Below are 19412 nucleotides of genomic sequence, written 5' to 3'. Positions count from 1 at the left end.
TCGCTCGTAGACTCGTGGCGCGACCGGCGGCGGTCGTGTGGCGGCGAAGGAGGCGGCATGCGAGCGGTGCTCGGTCTGGACATCGGGACGTCGAGCACGAAGGCGTTGCTGGCCCGGTTCGACGGCACCGTGCTCGCCGAGGTGAGCCGTCGCCACGAAGTCGACCGCCCCGAGCAGGGCCTCGTCGAGATGGACTCCGACGTCTGGTGGGAGGAGTTCACCGCCCTCACCCGCTCCCTGCTCGACCGCGTGCCCGACGTCGAGGTGCAGGCGGTCGGCGTGAGTGGCATCGGACCGTGTGCGCTGCTGACCGACGTCGACGGTGCGCCGCTCGGTCCGGCGATCCTGTACGGCATCGACACACGCACGGCGGAGCTGCTCGACGACGTCGCGGCCGAGCTCGGCGGCGAGGACGCGATCCGGGCCCGCTGCGGGTCCGCCCTGAGCACCCAGGCCGCCGGCGTGAAGCTCGCCTGGCTCGCCCGGCACGAACCCGACGTCTGGGCGCGGGCTGCCCGGTTCACGATGCCGTCGTCCCGCGTGGTCGAGCGGCTGACGGGCGAGTACGTCCTCGACCACCACTCGGCCAGTCAGACGACACCGCTCTACGACGTGCACGCGAACCGGTGGATCCCGGAGTGGTGCGACCGGCTGGCACCCGGTCTCGCCATGCCGCGCCTGCTGTGGTCGGGCGACCAGGCGGGCGTCGTGACGCCCGAGGCGGCCGCGGCCACGGGCCTCCCGGCCGGCATCCCCGTGACGGCCGGGACCATCGACGCCTGGGCCGAGGGCGTGAGCGTCGGTGAGTCCGTGCCGGGCCGGATGTTCTTGCAGTACGGCACCACGATGTTCATGATCGTGCCGACGGCCGAACCCACGGCGGTGCCGGGGATGTGGACGACCGTCGGCACGCACCCGGGCCAGCCGAGCGTGTCCGGGGGGATGGCGACCTCCGGGGCGATCACGGACTGGTTGCGACGGCTGGTCGACGGCGAGTGGTCGACCATGCTCGAGGAAGCGCGGTGCTCCGGCATCGGGGCGAACGGGCTGCTGATGCTGCCGTACTTCGCGGGGGAGCGGACGCCGATCGCCGACCCCGACGCCCGCGGAGTGCTCGCGGGGCTGACGGTCCGGCACACGCGCGGGGACATCTACCGGGCGACGCTCGAGGCGACGGCGTACGCGGTACGGCACCACCTCGAGGCCCTGCGCGACGCCGGGGTCGAGGTCCGCGAACTCGTCGGGGCCGGCGGCGGGCTGCTCGGACGGCTGTGGCCCACGATCGTGTCGGACGTCACCGGGCTGCGGCAGACGGTGCCGAGCGTGACGATCGGTGCCTGCTTCGGCTCGGCGTACCTGGCTGCCGAGCTCGTCGCGGGGCCGGGCGACACCGTGGACATCGGTGCGTGGAACCCGCCGGCGACGGTGATCGAACCGGACCCTGCAGCGACCGCGGCGTACGAGGCCGGCTACCGGGACTACCGCGAGCTGTACGAGGCGACGAAGGCCGTCGTGCACCGCTTGGCCGCGCGCGGGTGAGCCGACGCGGGATGGCTCGCAAGACACCGGTGTTCGCGTGCCGAACACCCGAACGGGCGTGTTCAGCGCGCGAACACCGGTGTCGTGCGGAACCCTGCCTACGCCTGGGCGTCGACGCCGGCGGGCGCGCTGCCGTCGTACTCGCAGATGGCGTTGACCTTCTCGGCGCTGGCACTGGAACGGTCGAACTCGTAGCCGAGCCACTCCTTCGCCAGCCGACGGGCGAGCTCGACGCCGACGACACGCTGCCCCATGCAGAGCACCTGGGCGTCGTTCGACAGGATCGACCGCTCCACGCTGTACGAGTCGTGCGCGGTGACGGCACGGATGCCCGGCACCTTGTTGGCGCTGATCGCCACACCGAGGCCGGTGCCGCAGATCAGGATCGCCCGGTCGGCTTCGCCGTTCGCCACCAGGCGCGCAGCGTCCACGGCGACGTGGGGGTAGGCGGTGTGGCCGTCCGCGTCGACGCCGACGTCGGTGACGTCCGACACCCGGTCGTCGGCGAGCAGGTCGGCCTTGATGATCTCCTTGTAGTCGAACCCGGCGTCGTCGGACCCGATCACGAGACGGTACGTCATGCGTGTGTTCCTTCCTTGTCAGCACGGGCGGCGAGGACCTCGCCGATCCGCGTGAGGATCATCCCCATCGAGGTGGCACCCGCGTCGGGTGTCCCCAGGCTCTTCTCGGCCAGCGGCCTGGCCCGTCCGACCTTCGGCGTGAGGTCGGCGGTGGCCTCGGCCTGCTCGACCGCGACCCGCGCCGCGGTCTCCCACGCTGCCACGAGCGGTGCGCCGGTGTCGACGGCGCGGCGCAGTTCGTCCACGAACGGCAGCAGCGCGTCGAGCAGCGTCTTGTCCCCGCGGGACGCCCCGCCCAGGTGGACGATCGAGTCGGCGAAGGCCTGCGCCGCGTCGACGACGTCGGCGGCCTGGTACGACTCGCGGTCGTCGCCGAGGGAGCGGCCGAACGCCTCGAGTGCGGCGCCCCACAGGACACCGGAGGTGCCGCCCGCGAACGCGGCCCACGCGTCACCGGCGCGTCCGAGGACGAAGGCGACCCCGGCCTCCGGGCCGAGCCCGTCGACCGCCTTGCGCGCCGCACCGATCCCCTTGACCATGCCGCGGCCGTGGTCGCCGTCCCCGGCGACCGCGTCGATGCGGCCGAGCGTCTCCTCGTGCTCGCGCAGGAGCGCGTCCATCGCCTCGACGGCGGCTCGCGCCGTCTGCGCGGCCTGCCGGGAGGCATCGGTCGCCTCCGGCACGACCGTCGCCTCGTCCTCGGCGGCGTCCACCGCGTCGGCCGGCACGAGCGCCGCGACCGGCGCCGCCACCTTGCGGTACGCGGGCGTGTAGGCGTCGGCGCGCCAGAGCCGTTCGAGTTCGTCGTCGAGCCACTGCAGCGTCAGCGAGCAGCCGCCCATGTCGAGGCTCGTGACGAGTTCGCCGACCTCGGGTTCGACGACCTCGAGCCCCGCGTCCTGCAGCAGCGGCAGCACCCGGCCCCAGAGCAGGAAGAGTTCCTCGTACTTGGTGTCACCGAGCCCGTTGAGGATCGGGGCGACCCGGGAGCCGGCGGCTGCGGGGCGGTCGGTGAGCAGCCGTTCGGCGAGCAGGGACGCCAGGTCCGTCGCCCGGAGAAGCGGGACGTCCTGGATGCCCGGCTCGCCGTGGATGCCGAGCCCCAGGCCGAGGTGGCCGTCGGGGACGGTGAACAGCGGTTCGGTCGCGCCCGGCATGGTGCAGCCCGAGAACGCGACGCCGATGGTGCGGGTCGCGGCGTTCGACGCACGGCCGATCCGTTCGACCTCGTCGAGGTCGGCTCCCTCGGCAGCGGCGGCGCCCATCGCCTTGAAGACGGAGAAGTCACCGGCGATGCCGCGGCGCTTCGTCTCGTCGTCGGCACTGGCGACGTCGTCGGTGACCACGACGATGCGGGTGTCGATGCCCTCGGCACGCAGCCGCTCGGCCGCGAGCCCGAAGTTCATGGTGTCACCGGCGTAGTTGCCGAACGACAGCACGACACCGCGGCCCTGGTCGGCGGCCTTGGCGACCGAGTAGACCTGCGCGGTCGACGGCGAGGTGAAGACGTTGCCGACGACGGCGCCGGTGGCGAAGCCCGGGCCGACGACGCCGCAGAACGCGGGGTAGTGGCCGGAGCCGCCCCCGACGACGACGGCGACCTGCGGTGCGGCCCCCTCGGTGGGCAGGGTGACGACGCCGCCGTGGACGCCGCGGACCCGGTCGGCGTAGAGCGCGAGCCAGCCGCTCAGCTGGTCTTCGGCGAACTCGTCCGGGTCGTCGTGGATCGTGGTCATGGTGCGGGTCCTCCGGGGATGGTGGTGGGGTGGTGCACCGGGCGACGACGGGACGGCCGTCGTCGCCCGGAACTCAGTGTCCTCGGTCGCCCTGCGGGACCTTGAGGAAGTGGATCATCACGAACGCGCAGGCGTACAGGCCGACGAACGTCCACGTGGCGGCCTGGCCGCCGCCGCCCAGGGCGAAGACCGCGGCGACGACGCCGGTGCCGAGGAACGCGGCACCACCGGCGGCCGTGGTGTACATCGCCATGGCGGCGCCCTTGTGCTCGGGGGCCAGCGCCGGCATGATCGCGCCCATCGGCACGAACCCGGCGAGCAGGCAGCCGAACACGCAGCCGGCGACGACGGAGAGCACGTAGCCCCAGTCCGAACCGGCGGGGACGAGCTGCGGCACGTACCACCAGGCGATGAGCCCGAGGGCGGAGCCGACGATGCCGAACCACTTGACGGTGCGTTGCCAGCCGATCTTGTCGCCGACCCAGCCGAACAGGGCGTTGACCAGGATGTTCGTCGCGTAGACGCAGACGGTCATGAGCAGCCAGCGGCTCTGGCCCCAGCCGCGCTCGTTCGCGATGACCGCGGGGAGCACGACGAACATGCCGAACTCCGGCGCGGTGTTGATCAGGCGGACGAGGAAGCCCATCAGGATCTTCGGTCGCGTGACCGTCAGGCGGATGCCGCTCGTCAGCACCTGCCAGGCGCTCTCGCCGGCGGGGGCGATGCGCGTGAACCCGTTCGGCAGCCGGACGCCGAACAGCATGATGAGGAACCCGATCACGACGAGACCGATCGAGGCGACCATCGCGCCGGTCTCACCGACCGTTCCGCCGCCGAACACCGGGATGGCACCGATCGCGAACAGCGAGCCGAGGGTCGGCAGGCCACCCGTGAAGGCGACGTAGAACCAGCCGACCGCGGAGCCGTTCCGTTCGACCGGGGTGGTGATGTTCACCCAGACCAGGAACGCGAAGGCGAACAGGGGGTAGCCGAACCCACGCAACGCGTAGGTGACGGCGGCGAACGGGACGCTGCCGGCGCCGAGTGCCAGCAGGAACAGGACCTCGAACACGACCCAGACGGCGAAGCCGAGGATCATCACGCGGCGCGGCCCGACCAGGTCGGACAGGGCACCCGAGACGTAGCTGCCGATCAGTGCGGCCAGGCTGTAGAACGTGACGATCGTCGCCACGGTGGCCTCGGGGCTGCCGAGGACCGCCACCATGTGCGGCGTGATGAAGTTCGACTCGACGCCGTTCCCGGTCATGAAGACCAGGACGGCGACGAACCCGAGGGCGAGCGGACGGGGGATGCCCATCCGGTCCAGGCGGCCCTCGGTGCGGGGCGCGGTCGTGCGGGCGCCGGTGGCGCGGGCTGTCGTCGCTGACATGCTCGTTCTCTCCCTGCTGGCGGAGTCGGTCAGGCCTGTGCGGCCTGTGCGGCCTGTGCGGCCGTGGTGGGGGCGGTCAGGGACGGGATGATCGACACCTTGACGCTGGCACCGGCGGAGTCGCCGACCAGGTCGAGGGCCTCCTGGAACTGCTCGAGCGGGAACTGGTGCGTGCAGATCTCCGACATCGGCAGGGTCTCGGCCTCGAGCAGCTTGATCGCCGCCGGCCAGGTGTGCGGGCCGAGGTGGGCGCCGCGCACGTCGAGTTCCTTGTCGTCCGAGATGATCGACCAGTCCACGGACACGTCGTCCTTGAACACCGAGTACTCGACGAAGGTCCCGAGCTTGCGGAGCAGGTTCAGTCCCTGCGGCACCGCGGACGGGTGCCCGGTGGCCTCGATGTAGACGTCGGCGCCGTAGCCGTCGGTGAGCTCCTTGACCCGGGCGACCGCGTCCTCCTGGGCGATGTTGATCGTGAGGTCGGCGCCGACCTTGCGAGCCAGCTCGAGCTTCGCCTCGACCACGTCGAGCGCGATGATCCGGAGCGGGTTCTTCTGCCGCGCGCCGGCGATGGCGGAGAGGCCGATCGGGCCGGCACCGGCGATCACCACGGTGTCGCCGAACTTGATGTCCCCGCGCTCGACTGCGTGGAAGGCGCAGGACAACGGCTCGGAGAACGCGGCGACCTGGCCGGGCAGCGCCTTCGACACCGGGTGGGTCAGCGCCTTCGCCGGCACGAGCACGTACTCGGCCATCGCGCCGTCGTAGCCCTTGAAGCCGAACATGTCGTGCACGTTGCACATCCAGTACGCGCCCTCGAGGCAGTAGCGGCACTCCCAGCACGGCACGATCTGCTCGCAGGCGATCCGGTCGCCCAGGTCGACGCCGCGCTTGGCCAGGGCGGCGTCGTCACCGGCGACGATCGTGCCGACGAACTCGTGTCCGGGGATGCGGTCCCGCTCCGCCCAGGCCGCACGGTTCTCGTCGCCCCAGAACTTCGCGGCGCCGTGGTAGCACTTCAGGTCGCTCGCGCAGATGCCGACGGCGTCGGTGCGGAGCAGGAGTTCCCCGGGGCCGGGCGTCGGGACGGGACGCTCCTCGAGCCGGTAGTCACCGGGGCCGTGGACGACGACGGCGCGCATCGTCGTGGGGATCGTGGTGGGGGCGGTCGTGGCCGCGTTCTCGGTCGTCGTCGACATGAGCTGTTCCTCCGTTGGGTGGCTTCGGCGATGACTGTACACCTTCCAGAACGTTTGTCCAGAACACAATTTCTGGTAGGTTCGGCACCGAACGCAAGGGAGCGAACATGACGACGGACTTCGCCGCGGCCCTCCGACCGGGCCCCGACACGATCGACCTGACCAACGACTTCAGCGGCCGTACGGCGGTGGTGACCGGCGGGGCGTCGGGCATCGGCAACGCCATCGCCCGGGCCCTGGCTGCACGGGGTGCCCGTGTCGCCGTCGTCGACGTCCGTGCGGACGGCGCCACGTCGGCCGCGGCCGACCTGCCCACGTCCGCGCTGCCCGCGACGGCCGGGCCGGACGCCGCCGCCGACGGGGCGGGCACGGCCACGGGCCTCCACGCCGGGTTCGCCTGCGACGTGACCGATGCCGACTCCGTGAACCGCACCGTGGCGGACGTCGTCCGGCACTTCGGCGGCGTCGACGTGCTGGTGAACTGCGCCGGCATCGCCGCGCTCGCCCCGGCGGAAGACCTGGCAGCCGACACCTGGGCGGCGACCATCGACGTCAACCTGACCGGCACGTTCCGCGTGGCGCAGGCCGTCGGCCGGCACATGCTCGACGCCGGGTACGGGCGGATCGTGAACATCGCGTCGCAGGCGGCCCACGTCGGCATCGACGGGCACGCCGCCTACTGCGCCTCGAAGGCCGGCGTCATCGGTCTGACGAACGTGCTCGCACTCGAGTGGGGCGGACGCGGCGTCACCGTGAACACCGTGTCGCCGACCGTCGTCCTCACCGACCTCGGCCGTGCGGCCTGGGCGAACGAGAACGGCATCCGGCACCAGGACGAGATCCCCACCGGCCGCTTCGCGACCCCCGACGAGATCGCCGCGGCCGTGCTCTTCCTGGCAGGGGAGTCGAGCGCCATGGTGAACGGTGCGGACCTCCGTGTGGACGGCGGGTTCACGATCCGCTGAGCCCTGCTCGGACTACGATCGCGGTGTCCGATCGAGTCGAAGGGTCCTGCTCCATGTCGTCCGAGAGCACCGCTCGCCCCGGCCCCGCCGCCGACGCGTCGCGGACCCGGTTCCCGCTGGACACCGTCTACCAGGCGGCGCGGATGTACTACCTCGAGGACGCCACCCAGGTCGAGATCGCCTCTCGCCTCGGGGTCTCACGCCCGACCGTCTCGCGGCTCGTCGCCGAGGCCCGCAAGGCCGGACTCGTCCGCATCGAGGTCGTCGACCCGTTCCAGGACGAGACCGTGGCACTCGCCGAACGGCTGCAGGTCGTGCTCGGGCTCCGAGCCGTGCACCTCGCCGCCGTCACTCACGCGGCCACGCTCGGCGCCGACCTCGCCGCACCGCTGGCCGCCGCGGTCGAGGGCATGGGACTCGTCCCCGGCGACGCCGTCCTGATGTCGTCCGGACGCACCGTGTACGACGTCGCACGGTCCGGCATGCCGACCATGCCCGGCGTGCAGCTCGTCCCGACCGTGGGCGGGCAGGCCGACCCGATGCCGTGGTTCCAGACGAACGAGATCACCCGGACGGCCGCGGAGCACTCCGGCGCGATCCCGGCGTTCCTGTTCGCCCAGGCGCTGCCGTCCCCGGCGATGCGGTCCACCCTCGACGAGGACCCGGCGTTCCAGCACGTCGTCGGGCTGTGGAGCCGGGCGAAGGGCGCGATCCTCGGCATCGGTGCACCGACCCACACGCGGGACGCCCTGGCCCGGGGCATCCCGGTCGAGGACGCCGCGTTCGACCGGGCGGCCGGCGACGTCTGCCTGAACTTCTACGCCGCGGACGGCTCGCCGATCGAGTTCCCCGGCAGCGACCGGATGGTGCGGACCTCGCGCGAGATCCTGTCGACCGTGCCGCACGCGGTCGGGGTCGCCGTGGGCAGCGCCAAGGTCACGAGCATCTTGGCCGCGGTGCGGGGTGGGCTGGTCAACGAGCTGGTGACCGACGCCGCGACGGCGCGCGCCGTGCTCGACGCACTCGCCTGAGCGCTCCGGCTCGGCGCCCGATCCTTCCCATCACGCGTGCGATGGATGGTGCTTTCGGGCATACCTGGTCGATTCTTCGTGGCAGGTACGCCCGGTTTCGGTAGGTACGCCCGATTCCGGCAGGTACGCCCGGTTTCGGTAGGTACGCCCGAGTCCGGCAGGTACGCCCGGTTTCGGTAGGTACGCCCGATTCCGGCAGGTACGCCTGAGTCCGGCAGGTACGCCCGGTTTCGGCAGGTACGCCCGGTTTCGTGGGTGACCGCAGGCGGCCTGGAGGCGCGGGGCGGGTCCGCACCGCGCCTCCAGGCCGGTGGTCCCCACGTCTAGAGCGTGCGCCGCACGTCCCACAGGTGGTGCACCGGGTCGTGCGCGTAGTAGGTGGCGAGCGTCGCGACGGTGAAGGCGCTGCCGTCGGACCGGAGCCCGGTGCGCCCGAGCACCTCGTCGGGGACGGCCGCGAAGGCCCGGGCCGCGCGGTCGGCCGACTCCCGCAGTTCCCGAGCGACGACCGCCGGGTCCTGCTCGCCGTAACGGTCCTCGACGGCGGTGGCGTCCTGGTCCCAGTTCGGGAACGTCGGGGCGTCCTCGGTGAGCATCAGCTCGAGGCGCTCCGCCATCTTCCGGTGCACGTCCCGCACGTGGGCGCCGTACTCGAGCGGGGACCACGTGTGGTCGTCGGGGCGATCACGGAGGTCGTCGCGCGTGAGGACTCCGGGCCACCCGGCCGTGTTCTCGTCGATGATGCCCGGCACGTCGCGGACGGTCACCGCGCTGCCGTCGTAGCCGCACTCGGGACACGCGGACTCGATGACCCACGTCCAGTTCTTCTTCTCGGGTTCGATCGCCATGGGCCGATGTTACGGCCTCGTTACTCAGCTTCCGGGTTCGCCGGACTGGTGCGGATCGGCGGCGACCCCCGTTCGGGTGACACGCCGTTCCCTGAGAATCACCGGCCAATGACATTTCGGTTGCTCGGTAACGTCGCTCGCTGTTCTGGGCCGGTTCCCGACGGCCCACCGATCTTCTCGAGGAGCAAGGCATGGGTTCCGACCCCAGCAGTACCAACACCCGACCACACCGACGGCTGCGCGAGAGCGACGTCACCGTGGTCGACAAGAGCATGATGCGACGAGCAGTCAGCGGCATGGTCGTCGGCAACACCATGGAGTGGTACGACGTCGGTGTGTACGGCTACCTGGCCGTCACGATGGGGAAGGTCTTCCTGCCGACGGCCGAACCCTCGGTGCAGATCCTGTTCAGCCTCGGGGTGTTCGCGGCGACCTACATCGCACGTCCCCTGGGTGGCATCGTGTTCGGACGCCTGGGCGACAGGATCGGCCGGCAGAAGGTGCTCGCGACGACGCTGATCATGATGGCGGCGTCGACGTTCCTGATCGGGGCGCTCCCCGCGTACGCGACGATCGGCGTGTTCGGCCCGATCCTGCTCGTCGTGCTGAAGCTCGCGCAGGGCTTCTCGACCGGTGGTGAGTACGCCGGGGCGACGACGTTCGTCACGGAGTACGCCCCGGACCGCCGTCGCGGGTTCTTCGCGAGCATCCTGGACTTCGGCAGCTACCTGGGCTTCGCGCTCGGTGCCACGGTCGTGTCGGTGCTGCAGCTCACCCTGGGCGAAGAAGCGATGACCGCGTACGGCTGGCGGTTCCCGTTCCTCGCCGCCGGTGTGATCGGCGTCGTGGCCATCTACTTCCGTCTGCGGATCGAGGAGTCGCCGGTGTTCCAGGCGACCCAGGCCGCGCAGGAGGCCGCGACCGAGTCCCGTGCGTCCTTCGACGGTGAGCGTCCGGCCAACGTCGTCGCGATGGTCCGTCAGCACTGGCGTCCGATCGTCATCGCGATCATGCTCGTCGCCGCGTCGAACACCGTCGGCTACGCCCTGACCTCGTACATGCCGACGTACCTGACCGACTCGCTCGGGTACTCCGCCATCGACGGCACGCTGCTGACGATCCCGGTGCTCCTGCTGCTCGCGGTGATGCTGCCGCTGACCGGCAAGCTGTCCGACCGTCTCGGCCGCCGCGTCGTGATGTGGATCGGTGCGGCCACCACCGTCGTGCTCGTCGTGCCGGCGTTCATGCTGATCGGGCACGGGGCGCAGTGGTCGACGCTCGCCGGCCTCGGGCTGCTCGCGCTGATGACCGCGCTGTGGGTGTCGAACCAGGCCGCGTCGTTGCCGGCGCTGTTCCCGACGTCGACGCGGTACGGCGGCATGGGCTTCGCCTACAACATCGCGATCGCGGTGTTCGGCGGGACCACTCCCCTGATCGTGCAGGCGCTGCTCACGGCGACGGGTGACGAGCTCGCCCCGGCGTACTTCCTGATGGCGATGAGCGTCGTCGGCGCGATCGGTGTCTTCTGCATGAAGGAGTCCTCGCAGCGCCCGCTGCCCGGGTCGATGCCGGCCGTGGAGACCGAGGACGAGGCGAAGGAGCTCGTGCTCACGCAGGACACGAACCCGCACCTGGACCTCGGTGACCTGCCGTTCGCGGCGCAGGACGCGGCGGCTGCTGCTGCGCGTGAGGCTGCCGCGCGGGAGGCGTCGCCGGTGCGGTGACGCTGCGGTTCTCGACGTGACCACGGACGGGAGGCGCGGTGCGGGTCCGACCCGCACCGCGCCTCCCGTCCGTGCGTGCGCACACTGCGACGATCCACGCGACGATCGACGCGCGTTCTGTCGCAACATGCGCACGGAGCGGATGTGTGCGCATGAGACGACGATGCACGCGTCGATCGACTCGTGCTCTGTCGCAAGACGAGTGCGCAGCCGCCCGCGCCCGCGCCCCACCTCACTCGTGCCGGTGCTCCGACGCCGGGTCCACCGCGGGCCACACCGGGAACGGGTCCGGCCAGCCGCGCCACACGTCCGGCCCGGCGAGCAGCTCCGACGGCGTGAGCAGCGCCCCGTCGAGGGCCCGCTCGATCGCCCGGACGTCGAGCTGCTCGCCGACGAACCACAGCGCCTGGCCGATCGGGGCGTCGGCGTCCCAGGACGGGTTCGCGGTGGGGTCGAGCGCGAGCATCGACCCGAAGCTCGACCACGAGCCGACGTGGTCCGGCCGGGACGCCAGGCGGAAGAACCCCCGCGACCGCAGCACGCGGCCGTTCACGCCGGCGGACAGGTCCTCGGCGATGACGGTGGAGAGACGCCCGGGGTGGAACGGCAGCGGCTCCCGGTAGCGCATCGAGACCAGGGCGTCGCGGGCCTCGCGCCCGGTGTCCGCACCGCTCGACAGTGCCCGCATCCAGCCGGCACCGGTGGCGAGCACCCGCGCGGCTCCACCGTTCGAGGCCGGCAGGTCGGCGGCGCTGCGGATCGCGGGCAGGGCGACGATCACGGCCTGGGGTGCCATCCGGTGCAGCAGTGACACGAGCGCCCGACGCCGACGGCCCGACAGCGGTTCGATGCGGTCGAGGGCGATCACCGTCGCGTACTCGACGAGTGCGGCCATCCGGTCCGCGGCCACGAACGCGTCGTCGACGTCCGACCACAGCAGGTGCGCGACGTCGTCGGCCCGCAACACCCCGACGACGTGCCGCAGCACCCGGTCGTCGCCGGTCTCGGACCGTGCCGCGTTGGCGAGCAGCATGCCGACCGCTCGGGCATCGGCTCCCGGGTGCAGGGTGACGACGAGCCCGTGGCCCGCGTCGGGTCCGCAGACCCGGTCGAGCTGGTCGGCCCGGTCGGCCACGGCGCGGGCAGTGGCGAAGGCACTCCCGGCGACGTGCATCCGGTATCCGTCCGAGATCCGGGCGGCGACGCGGTCGGCGTCGACCTGGTGCAGGGCGGTGACGAGGGTGATGGCAGCAGCACGCATGTCCGCTACTGTAACTGAAAACCGTTATCAACAAGGAGGCTCGTCGTGAAGGTCCGCAACTCCCTCAAGGCCCTGAAGAAGATCCCCGGCTCGCAGGTGGTCCGACGCAGGGGTCGCGTCTACGTCATCAACAAGAAGAACCCCCGCTGGAACACCCGGCAGGGCTGACGTCAGCGGCGGTCCGTAGGGTGGCGGCATGCGACTGCTGCTCATCCGCCACGGCCAGACCCCCGCGAACGTGCACGGCATCCTCGATGCCGTGGTGCCCGGACCGGGGCTGACCGAGCTCGGGCAGCAGCAGGCCGACGCCCTGCCCGCAGCACTCGCTGACCGGGGGATCGAGCGACTGTTCGTGTCGACGATGGTCCGCACGCAGATCACCGCGGCGCCCCTGGCGACCTCGCTCGGCCTCGATCCCGAGGTGCTGCCGGGCCTGCGTGAGATCGAGGCGGGCGACACCCAGGGCAAGAGCGACAAGGTGTCCGTGCAGACCTACATCTCCACCGTGCACGGCTGGTCCGGCGGCGACCGGACGACCCGGATGCCCGGTGCCGAGAGTGGCGTCGAGTTCTTCGAGCGCTACGACGACGCCGTCCGGCAGATCGAGGCCACCGGGGTCGCCGTCGCCGCTGCCGTCAGCCACGGTGCCGCGATCCGCACGTGGGCGAGTGCCGCCGCACAGAACACCCCGGACCACTTCGGCACGAAGCGTCACCTGGAGAACACCGGCATCGTCGAGCTCGAGGGCTCGTTCGCGGACGGCTGGCGCCTGGTCGACTGGGAAGGCGAGCCGGTCGGCGGCGACCAGCTCATCGACCGCACGGCGCTCGACCCCACCGGCGAGCGTTTCTGACGCGACCAGCAGACAGACGGGAGGCGCGGTGCCAGCTGGCACCGCGCCTCCCGTCTGTGGTCGGTCGCGTCGACTACGCGAGCTGGGGCGCCGACGCGGACGTCAGTGGCACGATCACGCCGTGCGACTCACGCAGCACGTCGAGCGTGCGCTGGACCTCGTCCGCGCGCTCCTCGGTCGTCCAGCCGAGCGCCTCGGCGAGCACGTCGGCCAGCTCGTCGAGCAGGTCGATCGTGACCCCGCCGACGAACGCCAGGTTCGTGCGGCGCAGGACGACGTCCACCAGGTGGACGGCCTGCTCGTGGCGGGCGAAGTACGCGACCTCGGCGCGGGTGAGCGACGGGTCGGACTCGAGCGGCTCGACCGGGCCGTCGGTCAGGACGTCCACGACCTCGGCGGCACGGGTGCCGTAGCGCTCGAGCAGCCCCTCGACCAGCGACTCGTCCAGGCCGTCGCGGTGCGACTTGATCCACAGGGCACGCTGGGCGTCCGTGGTCGGGAACTCCTTGCCACCGCCGATCGGCATGCCCGTGGTGTCGACCTTGCGGCTCATGCCGAGCTTGGTCGTCGCCTCGGTGGACAGGTGTGCAGCGAGGGCACGGAAGGTCGTCCACTTGCCGCCGACGAGCGACAGCACGGTCGACTTCGGCAGGCCGGCGATCTGGGTGTCCACGATCCGGTAGTCACGCGACACGAAGCCGGGGGCGGTGTCCTCGTGGCGGGGGAGCGGACGGATGCCGGAGTAGCTGTAGACGATGTGGTCGCGGGTGACGTCGATCTGCGGGAACACGTGCTTCACGAGCCCGAAGAAGTAGTCGATCTCCTCGTCGGTCGTCGTGACCGGCTTCGAGGGGTCGGCGTCGATGTCGGTCGTGCCGATGAGGACCCGGCCCTTGAGCGGGTAGATGAGGACGATGCGGCCGTCGTCGTTCTCGAAGAACAGCTCGCGGCCCTTGGTGGCCTCGAGCAGCTCGTCGTTGTGGACGACGATGTGCGAGCCCTTCGTGCCGCCCATGAACTTCGTCTCGCCGCCGAACGCCTCGTTCGTCAGGTCGGTCCAGGGGCCGGAGGCGTTGATCACGACGTCGGCCGTGAAGACGAACTCGTCGCCGGTCTCGCGGTCACGCAGCAGGACGCCGCCGTCGCGGGTGCCGGCTGCCTCGACGTAGTTGACGGCGCGTGCCTTGTCGGCTCCGGCGGCCAGGCCGTCCTTCAGGACGTCGAGGGCCAGGCGCTCGGGCTCGTGCACGCTCGCGTCGTAGTAAGTACCCGTGTACTTCAGGTCCTTGTTGAGGGCGGGCATGTCCTCGAGCGCGGCCTTCTTGGTGCGGAAGACGTGCTTCGGGACGGAGCCGCCGTCACGCGAGAAGGAGTCGTAGATCGTCATGCCGATCTTGATGAGCATCGCGCCGCGCTCCTTGGTGGAGCGCTGCTTGTGCGTCAGCATGCGCAGCGGGGCGTTCATGATGCCGGAGAACGTCGAGAAGATCGGCATGGTCGTCTGCAGCGGCTTGACGTAGTGCGGGGCGATGCGGATCAGGCCGTTGCGCTCCTGCACGCTCTCGCGCACCAGGCGGAACTCGCCGTTCTCCAGGTAACGGATACCGCCGTGGATCATGTGGCTCGAGGCCGCGGAGGCGCCGGAGGCGTAGTCGCCACGCTCGACCAGGGCGACGTCGACGCCCTGGAGCGCCAGGTCGCGGAACGTCGCGATGCCGTTGATGCCGCCGCCGACGACGAGGACCTGCGCGTTCGGGCGCTCGGTGAGGGCGGTCACCGTGTTCCGGGGCTGTGTCTTCTTCGACATGGTTCGTCGCTTCCTTCGTCTGTTCGTGGGGTCAGGATCGATCGTGCGCTCGTTCGACAGGGCGGGCAACTCGCGTGCACGAACGTGCAGCACACGTGTCGTCCAGGCCCGACACGGCGGTCAGGAGGCGCGGCAGGGGTTGCAGAGGCCCTGCACGTCCGTGCATGGTTGCGTTCGACAGATCGGAGCACCATGAGCGATGCGGCTCAGCCCATGCGCACGCAGCAGGCGCTGCGCGCCGCCCACCTGTACTACCTGCAGGACCTGACGATGGACGCGATCGCCGACGAACTCGGCACCTCGCGCTCGTCGGTGTCGCGGCTGCTGAAGTACGCCAGGGACACCGGGCTCGTCGACATCCAGATCCGGTCGCCCCTGGACCAGGCCGCTGCGCTGAGCCGGAGCATCCGCTCCCGCTTCGGGGTGCACGCGCACGTCGTCCCGGTGCCGGACCACACGAGCGACGTCGACCGGCTCGAGCGGGTCGCGCTGTCCGCCGCCCGGATCCTGACGCAGTACGTCGAGTCGAACATGGTCATCGGGATCTCGTGGGGCTCGACCGTGAGTGCGGTCAGCCGCTACCTGGTGCCGAAGACCACCCACGGCTCGACGATCGTGCAGATCAACGGCGCCGCGAACACCCGCACCACCGGCATCGTCTACGCGTCCGAGATCCTGCGCCGGTTCGGCGAGGCCTACGGGGCCTTCGTGCAGCAGTTCCCGGTGCCGGCGTTCTTCGACGACCCCGCGACGAAGGAAGCGCTGTTCCGGGAGCGTTCGATCCGCCGCGTGCTCGACCTGCACGAGCGGATGGACCTCGTCGTGTTCGGTGTCGGTGCCCCGCAGGCCCCGGTGCCCTCGCACGTGTACTCCGGCGGGTACCTCGATCCCGAGGACCGCGACGAGCTCACGCAGGCGGGGGTCGTCGGGGACGTCTCGACGGTGTTCTACCGGGCCGACGGCTCGTGGAAGGACATCGGGGTGAACGCCCGGGCCGGCGCTCCGGACCTCGACACGATCAAGCGCGCGCCGCGGCGGGTCTGCGTCGTCGCCGGGCGGTCGAAGGCGGCGTCGCTGCGGGGCGCGCTGGCCGCCGGGCTCATCACGGACCTGATCCTGGACGAGAGCGTGGGGCAGGCGATCCTGCAGCCCTGAGTCAGGACCTGACGCAGTTTGTCGGTGGTCCGTCGTAGGTTCTCGACCATGGTGCTTTCTCTCGAACAGCCCGGTCAGCGGTACTTCCGGCGGATGGTCGGCAGCGACGTCGACCAGGCGCTCGCGTTCTTCACGGGCGACTACGACTTCCGTGCACCACTGGTCCGTCGCACCCACGAGAACGCCCACTGGGACTTCGCGGGCGTCGGTGACGAGCGGATGTCCCTGCGCTCGTCACGGTTCATGGTCGACCTGCGGAGCGAGAGCCAGGTCGACGACGAGTTCCTGGTCGCCTGGATGCGGAGCGGCTCGAGCCGGATCACCTCGGGCGGCGAGACGTACGAGCTCGAGGCCGGGGTGCCCGTCGTCCTGCCCTTCGCCGAGCCGTACGCGCTGCACCACCGCGACATCGCCCTGAACCTGGTGCACCTGGACCGCGACTTCGTCCGAGCCGTGGCCGGCGACGACGACTTCGCCTTCGAGCCGATGCGCCGCCCGACGGCCGACGGCATCGCGCTGTGGCGGTCGGTGGTGCGGAAGTACTCGGCCACGTGGCTCGACGTCGACCGGTCGATGAGTCCGATGGTGCAGCACGACATCGCCGAAGCCTTCGCGACCGCGGCGATCCGGGCGTTCCCGCAGCGCAACAAGTGGCGTGCGACGGTGTCCGGCAGCGGCCCGGAGCGCGACCGCCTGCGCCGGGCGCTCGAGTTCGTGCACGAGCACGCGCGCGAAGCGATCGGTACCCCGGACATCGCCGCGGCGGCGGGGCTCAGCCCGCGCGGGCTGCAGCAGTCCCTCCGTCGGCACCTCGACCAGACTCCGGGGGAACTCCTGCGCGGCGTGCGACTCGACGGTGCCCGGACCGACCTGGTCGGCAGTGGCCTGGACGAGACGACGGTGGCCGAGATCGCGCGGACGTGGGGCTTCGGGCACCTCGGGCGCTTCTCGGCGACCTACCGCAGCCGTTTCGGGGAGCTGCCGAGCGAGTCGCTGCGCGGGCACTGACCGACTGCTGCTGCGGACCGCTCCGCCGAATCTGATGACACGGATCGCGCTGCGGCTGTCCGGATGTTCGGGTGAGCGCTGCTGTGGGCGAATCCGGTGCTCAATGGACGGGACGAACGCACCGCCCACGAAGGAGTCAGCATGCGCATCGGCGTCCCCACCGAGATCAAGAACAACGAGTACCGCGTCGCGGCCACGCCCGCCGGTGTCGCCGAGCTCGGGTCGCACGGCCACCAGGTGTTGGTGCAGGCGGGTGCCGGGGCCGGTTCGGCCTTCACCGACGACGAGTACCGCACCGCCGGCGCCACGATCGTCGACACCGCGGCCGAGGTGTGGGAGCGCGCCGAGCTGATCCTCAAGGTGAAGGAACCGGTCGCGTCGGAGTACCCGATGATCCGGCCGGGCCAGGTGCTCTTCACCTACCTGCACCTCGCCGCCGACCGACCGCTGACCGATGCGCTCATCGACTCGGGCGCGACGGCGATCGCCTACGAGACCGTGCAGCTACCGGACCGCTCGCTGCCCCTGCTGTCGCCGATGTCCGAGGTCGCCGGCCGACTGTCCGCCCAGGTCGGCGCGTTCCACCTGATGCGCACGAACGGTGGGCGCGGGCTGCTGCTCGGCGGGGTCCCCGGCACGCCGAAGGGCCGCGTGGTCGTCATCGGCGGCGGCGTCGCGGGGGAGCACGCCGCCACGATGGCGCTCGGGATGGGCGCCGACGTCACGGTGTTCGACATCAGCCTGCCGCGGCTCCGGGCCCTGGACGCCCGGTTCGACGGCCGCGTCACGACCCTGCGCTCGTCGGCGCACGCCATCGCCGAGGCCCTGCGCGACGCCGACCTGGTGATCGGCTCCGTGCTCATCCCCGGGGCGTCCGCGCCGAAGCTCGTCACCGACGCGATGGTCGCCGACATGCGGCCGGGCTCGGTGCTGGTCGACATCGCGATCGACCAGGGCGGCTGCTTCGAGGGCTCCCACCCGACCACCCACGACGACCCCACGTTCGCCGTGCACGACACCGTGTACTACTGCGTGGCGAACATGCCCGGCGCCGTTCCGCGCACGAGCACGATCTCGCTGACGAACGCCACGCTGCCGTACGCCGTCGCGATCGCCGACCGTGGCTGGGAAGCCGCGCTCGAGGCCGACCCCGCACTCGCCGCCGGCCTGAACGTGCACGACGGCCGGGTCACGAACGCCGCGGTCGCCGCCGCGCACGGCCTGGTCGCGTCCGCGCGCTGAGGCCGGGGGCGTCGGGCTGTCCGGCCGCCCACTTCGCGAAAGCGACAGTTCCCCGCCGAACATCGGCGGGGAACTGTCGCTTTCGCGGCCCGGACGGGTGCGAGGCCGCGGGAACTGTCGCTTTCGCGGGCCTGACGCGCAGGTAGCCGCGCGTCAGGCCGCGACCGGGGCCGCCGCCCGACCGGCACGGCGTCCGACCCAGCCGGCGCGGGCACGCACCACCACGGTCACGACGACCACGGCCGCCGCAGCCACCACGGCCGCGACCGCCGTCGGCACCGAGACGAGCGGTCCCTCGAACCGGGCCACGGCGACCCACGCCAGAGCCCACGCGACCGAGGCCATCGGCGCCAGGCGTCCCCGGCCCCACAGCGCGATGAGGACCCCGACGAGCCCGGCCACCGCGGCGACGACCACGCCCCACGGGTCCTGCCCGAGTCCGAAGCCCCGGAAGCCCGCCGCCGTCAGTACCGCAGCGGTGTTCGCGGCCGTCGCGACGCAGACCCACCCCAGGTACAGCCCGAACGTGCCGTCGGTCAGGATCGCCTCGACGACCCCGCGGGACGGGGTGCGGCGCAGGATCGTGAACGTCCAGATCAGCACGGCGAGCAGTGCGACGATGATCGGCTCGCTCGCCCACAGGAACCCGAACTGCACCGACAGGATCCACGCGGCGTTGAGCAGCAGGGAGAGCACCGCCGGCACCACCAGCCGCTCGTGCCGTTCGTCGTTCGCGGTGCGGAAGAGCTGCAGGACCGCGTAGCCGATGAGCCCGGCGTAGACGACACTCCAGATCGAGAAGGCCGGGCCGTCCGGGGCGATCGCGGTGGAGGACGCCGACAGGGCGCCACCGGCGGCGTCCTGGATGGGCGTGCCACCGGCAGCGCCCGACCCCACGTACGCGCCGATGACGGCGACGACCGCGCTCACGGCCACCGCGATGCGCTTCCAGATCCTCTTCATGACAGTCCCTTTCGTCAGCATGCTGATGACCTGCACCGTAGGCGGCCAGTGGCGGCGTCCGTGCAGCGCACGTTCAGGCAGGACGCGGGGCGTGTGGCGGGGCCGCCACG

17 protein-coding genes are annotated in these 19412 nt (G+C 71.4%); 9 read left to right on the top strand and 8 right to left on the bottom strand.

The window, feature by feature from the left end:
- The first annotated feature begins 57 nt into the window (after positions 1-57).
- Positions 58-1539 (top strand): FGGY-family carbohydrate kinase, encoded by a 1482-nt coding sequence (locus tag DEJ08_RS13595; RefSeq protein ID WP_111038193.1) that lies wholly within the window; start codon positions 58-60, stop codon positions 1537-1539.
- 98 nt (positions 1540-1637) lie between these two features.
- On the opposite strand, the gene DEJ08_RS13590 is transcribed toward DEJ08_RS13595, so the two are convergent.
- The 4 genes from DEJ08_RS13590 to DEJ08_RS13575 form a co-directional block, all read right to left on the bottom strand.
- Positions 1638-2120 (bottom strand): ribose-5-phosphate isomerase, encoded by a 483-nt coding sequence (locus tag DEJ08_RS13590; RefSeq protein ID WP_111029970.1) that lies wholly within the window; start codon positions 2118-2120, stop codon positions 1638-1640.
- Positions 2117-3856: a dihydroxyacetone kinase family protein gene (locus tag DEJ08_RS13585; protein WP_111055316.1), complete on the bottom strand. Its 1740-nt coding sequence runs from the start codon at positions 3854-3856 to the stop codon at positions 2117-2119. Before DEJ08_RS13585 ends, DEJ08_RS13590 begins: the two co-directional genes overlap by 4 nt.
- Positions 3857-3929: 73 nt before the next feature.
- Entirely contained in the window at positions 3930-5246 is a 1317-nt protein-coding gene (locus DEJ08_RS13580) for an MFS transporter (RefSeq protein ID WP_214521431.1), read from the bottom strand.
- 29 nt (positions 5247-5275) lie between these two features.
- Positions 5276-6445 (bottom strand): zinc-binding dehydrogenase, encoded by a 1170-nt coding sequence (locus DEJ08_RS13575; RefSeq protein ID WP_111055315.1) that lies wholly within the window; start codon positions 6443-6445, stop codon positions 5276-5278.
- Between the two features lie 107 nt (positions 6446-6552).
- Here DEJ08_RS13575 and DEJ08_RS13570 point away from each other — a divergent pair, with 107 nt between their 5' ends.
- On the top strand, positions 6553-7410 hold the full coding sequence (locus DEJ08_RS13570; protein ID WP_111055314.1) for a GolD/DthD family dehydrogenase: 858 nt from the start codon (positions 6553-6555) through the stop codon (positions 7408-7410).
- A gap of 53 nt (positions 7411-7463) precedes the next feature.
- Entirely contained in the window at positions 7464-8441 is a 978-nt protein-coding gene (locus DEJ08_RS13565; protein WP_111055313.1) for a sugar-binding transcriptional regulator, read from the top strand.
- A 323-nt stretch (positions 8442-8764) separates the two neighbouring features.
- Here DEJ08_RS13565 and DEJ08_RS13560 read toward each other — a convergent pair whose 3' ends face one another.
- Positions 8765-9289, bottom strand: a complete 525-nt coding sequence (locus DEJ08_RS13560) for a DinB family protein (RefSeq protein WP_111055312.1) — start codon at positions 9287-9289, stop codon at positions 8765-8767.
- A gap of 191 nt (positions 9290-9480) precedes the next feature.
- Between DEJ08_RS13560 and DEJ08_RS13555 the strand changes: the two genes are divergently transcribed.
- The gene (locus DEJ08_RS13555; RefSeq protein ID WP_111055311.1) at positions 9481-11013 is read left to right on the top strand and encodes an MFS transporter; all 1533 of its coding nucleotides are present in this window, start codon (positions 9481-9483) and stop codon (positions 11011-11013) included.
- A 232-nt stretch (positions 11014-11245) separates the two neighbouring features.
- Here DEJ08_RS13555 and DEJ08_RS13550 read toward each other — a convergent pair whose 3' ends face one another.
- Positions 11246-12274 (bottom strand): GTP-binding protein, encoded by a 1029-nt coding sequence (locus DEJ08_RS13550; RefSeq protein ID WP_111055310.1) that lies wholly within the window; start codon positions 12272-12274, stop codon positions 11246-11248.
- Between the two features lie 45 nt (positions 12275-12319).
- Here DEJ08_RS13550 and ykgO point away from each other — a divergent pair, with 45 nt between their 5' ends.
- Both ykgO and DEJ08_RS13540 read left to right on the top strand, forming a co-directional pair.
- Positions 12320-12442 (top strand): type B 50S ribosomal protein L36, encoded by a 123-nt coding sequence (gene ykgO, locus DEJ08_RS13545; protein ID WP_017888460.1) that lies wholly within the window; start codon positions 12320-12322, stop codon positions 12440-12442.
- A 28-nt stretch (positions 12443-12470) separates the two neighbouring features.
- Positions 12471-13127: a histidine phosphatase family protein gene (locus DEJ08_RS13540; RefSeq protein WP_111055309.1), complete on the top strand. Its 657-nt coding sequence runs from the start codon at positions 12471-12473 to the stop codon at positions 13125-13127.
- Between the two features lie 73 nt (positions 13128-13200).
- Here the strand turns inward: DEJ08_RS13540 and DEJ08_RS13535 are convergent, their stop codons facing one another.
- Complete coding sequence (locus DEJ08_RS13535) at positions 13201-14934, bottom strand: glycerol-3-phosphate dehydrogenase/oxidase (protein WP_111055308.1); 1734 nt, start codon at positions 14932-14934, stop codon at positions 13201-13203.
- 192 nt (positions 14935-15126) lie between these two features.
- Here DEJ08_RS13535 and DEJ08_RS13530 point away from each other — a divergent pair, with 192 nt between their 5' ends.
- The 3 genes from DEJ08_RS13530 (at position 15127) to ald (ending at position 18339) form a co-directional block, all read left to right on the top strand.
- Positions 15127-16089, top strand: a complete 963-nt coding sequence (locus DEJ08_RS13530) for a sugar-binding transcriptional regulator (RefSeq protein WP_027466231.1) — start codon at positions 15127-15129, stop codon at positions 16087-16089.
- A 48-nt stretch (positions 16090-16137) separates the two neighbouring features.
- Positions 16138-17097 (top strand): helix-turn-helix transcriptional regulator, encoded by a 960-nt coding sequence (locus tag DEJ08_RS13525; RefSeq protein ID WP_111055307.1) that lies wholly within the window; start codon positions 16138-16140, stop codon positions 17095-17097.
- A 141-nt stretch (positions 17098-17238) separates the two neighbouring features.
- Positions 17239-18339 carry an alanine dehydrogenase gene (gene ald / locus DEJ08_RS13520; protein ID WP_111055306.1) on the top strand — a complete coding sequence of 367 codons (1101 nt, stop codon included), beginning with the start codon at positions 17239-17241 and terminating at the stop codon, positions 18337-18339.
- A 153-nt stretch (positions 18340-18492) separates the two neighbouring features.
- On the opposite strand, the gene DEJ08_RS13515 is transcribed toward ald, so the two are convergent.
- Positions 18493-19302, bottom strand: coding sequence for a TspO-related membrane protein (locus tag DEJ08_RS13515; protein WP_111055305.1), 810 nt, complete (start codon positions 19300-19302; stop codon positions 18493-18495).
- Between the last annotated feature and the right edge of the window lie 110 nt (positions 19303-19412).

It is taken from the genome of Curtobacterium sp. MCLR17_054 (assembly GCF_003234335.2).
Taxonomy (GTDB): domain Bacteria; phylum Actinomycetota; class Actinomycetes; order Actinomycetales; family Microbacteriaceae; genus Curtobacterium; species Curtobacterium flaccumfaciens.
This window is presented reverse-complemented; position numbering and strand designations above follow the sequence as displayed.

Coding starts and splice junctions, on each gene's coding strand:
- DEJ08_RS13595 (WP_111038193.1), top strand. CDS start 58: ATGCGAGCGGTGCTCGGTCTGGACATCGGGACGTCGAGCACGAAGGCG.
- DEJ08_RS13590 (WP_111029970.1), bottom strand. CDS start 2,120: ATGACGTACCGTCTCGTGATCGGGTCCGACGACGCCGGGTTCGACTAC.
- DEJ08_RS13585 (WP_111055316.1), bottom strand. CDS start 3,856: ATGACCACGATCCACGACGACCCGGACGAGTTCGCCGAAGACCAGCTG.
- DEJ08_RS13580 (WP_214521431.1), bottom strand. CDS start 5,246: ATGTCAGCGACGACAGCCCGCGCCACCGGCGCCCGCACGACCGCGCCC.
- DEJ08_RS13575 (WP_111055315.1), bottom strand. CDS start 6,445: ATGTCGACGACGACCGAGAACGCGGCCACGACCGCCCCCACCACGATC.
- DEJ08_RS13570 (WP_111055314.1), top strand. CDS start 6,553: ATGACGACGGACTTCGCCGCGGCCCTCCGACCGGGCCCCGACACGATC.
- DEJ08_RS13565 (WP_111055313.1), top strand. CDS start 7,464: ATGTCGTCCGAGAGCACCGCTCGCCCCGGCCCCGCCGCCGACGCGTCG.
- DEJ08_RS13560 (WP_111055312.1), bottom strand. CDS start 9,289: ATGGCGATCGAACCCGAGAAGAAGAACTGGACGTGGGTCATCGAGTCC.
- DEJ08_RS13555 (WP_111055311.1), top strand. CDS start 9,481: ATGGGTTCCGACCCCAGCAGTACCAACACCCGACCACACCGACGGCTG.
- DEJ08_RS13550 (WP_111055310.1), bottom strand. CDS start 12,274: ATGCGTGCTGCTGCCATCACCCTCGTCACCGCCCTGCACCAGGTCGAC.
- DEJ08_RS13540 (WP_111055309.1), top strand. CDS start 12,471: ATGCGACTGCTGCTCATCCGCCACGGCCAGACCCCCGCGAACGTGCAC.
- DEJ08_RS13535 (WP_111055308.1), bottom strand. CDS start 14,934: ATGTCGAAGAAGACACAGCCCCGGAACACGGTGACCGCCCTCACCGAG.
- DEJ08_RS13530 (WP_027466231.1), top strand. CDS start 15,127: ATGAGCGATGCGGCTCAGCCCATGCGCACGCAGCAGGCGCTGCGCGCC.
- DEJ08_RS13525 (WP_111055307.1), top strand. CDS start 16,138: ATGGTGCTTTCTCTCGAACAGCCCGGTCAGCGGTACTTCCGGCGGATG.
- ald (WP_111055306.1), top strand. CDS start 17,239: ATGCGCATCGGCGTCCCCACCGAGATCAAGAACAACGAGTACCGCGTC.
- DEJ08_RS13515 (WP_111055305.1), bottom strand. CDS start 19,302: ATGAAGAGGATCTGGAAGCGCATCGCGGTGGCCGTGAGCGCGGTCGTC.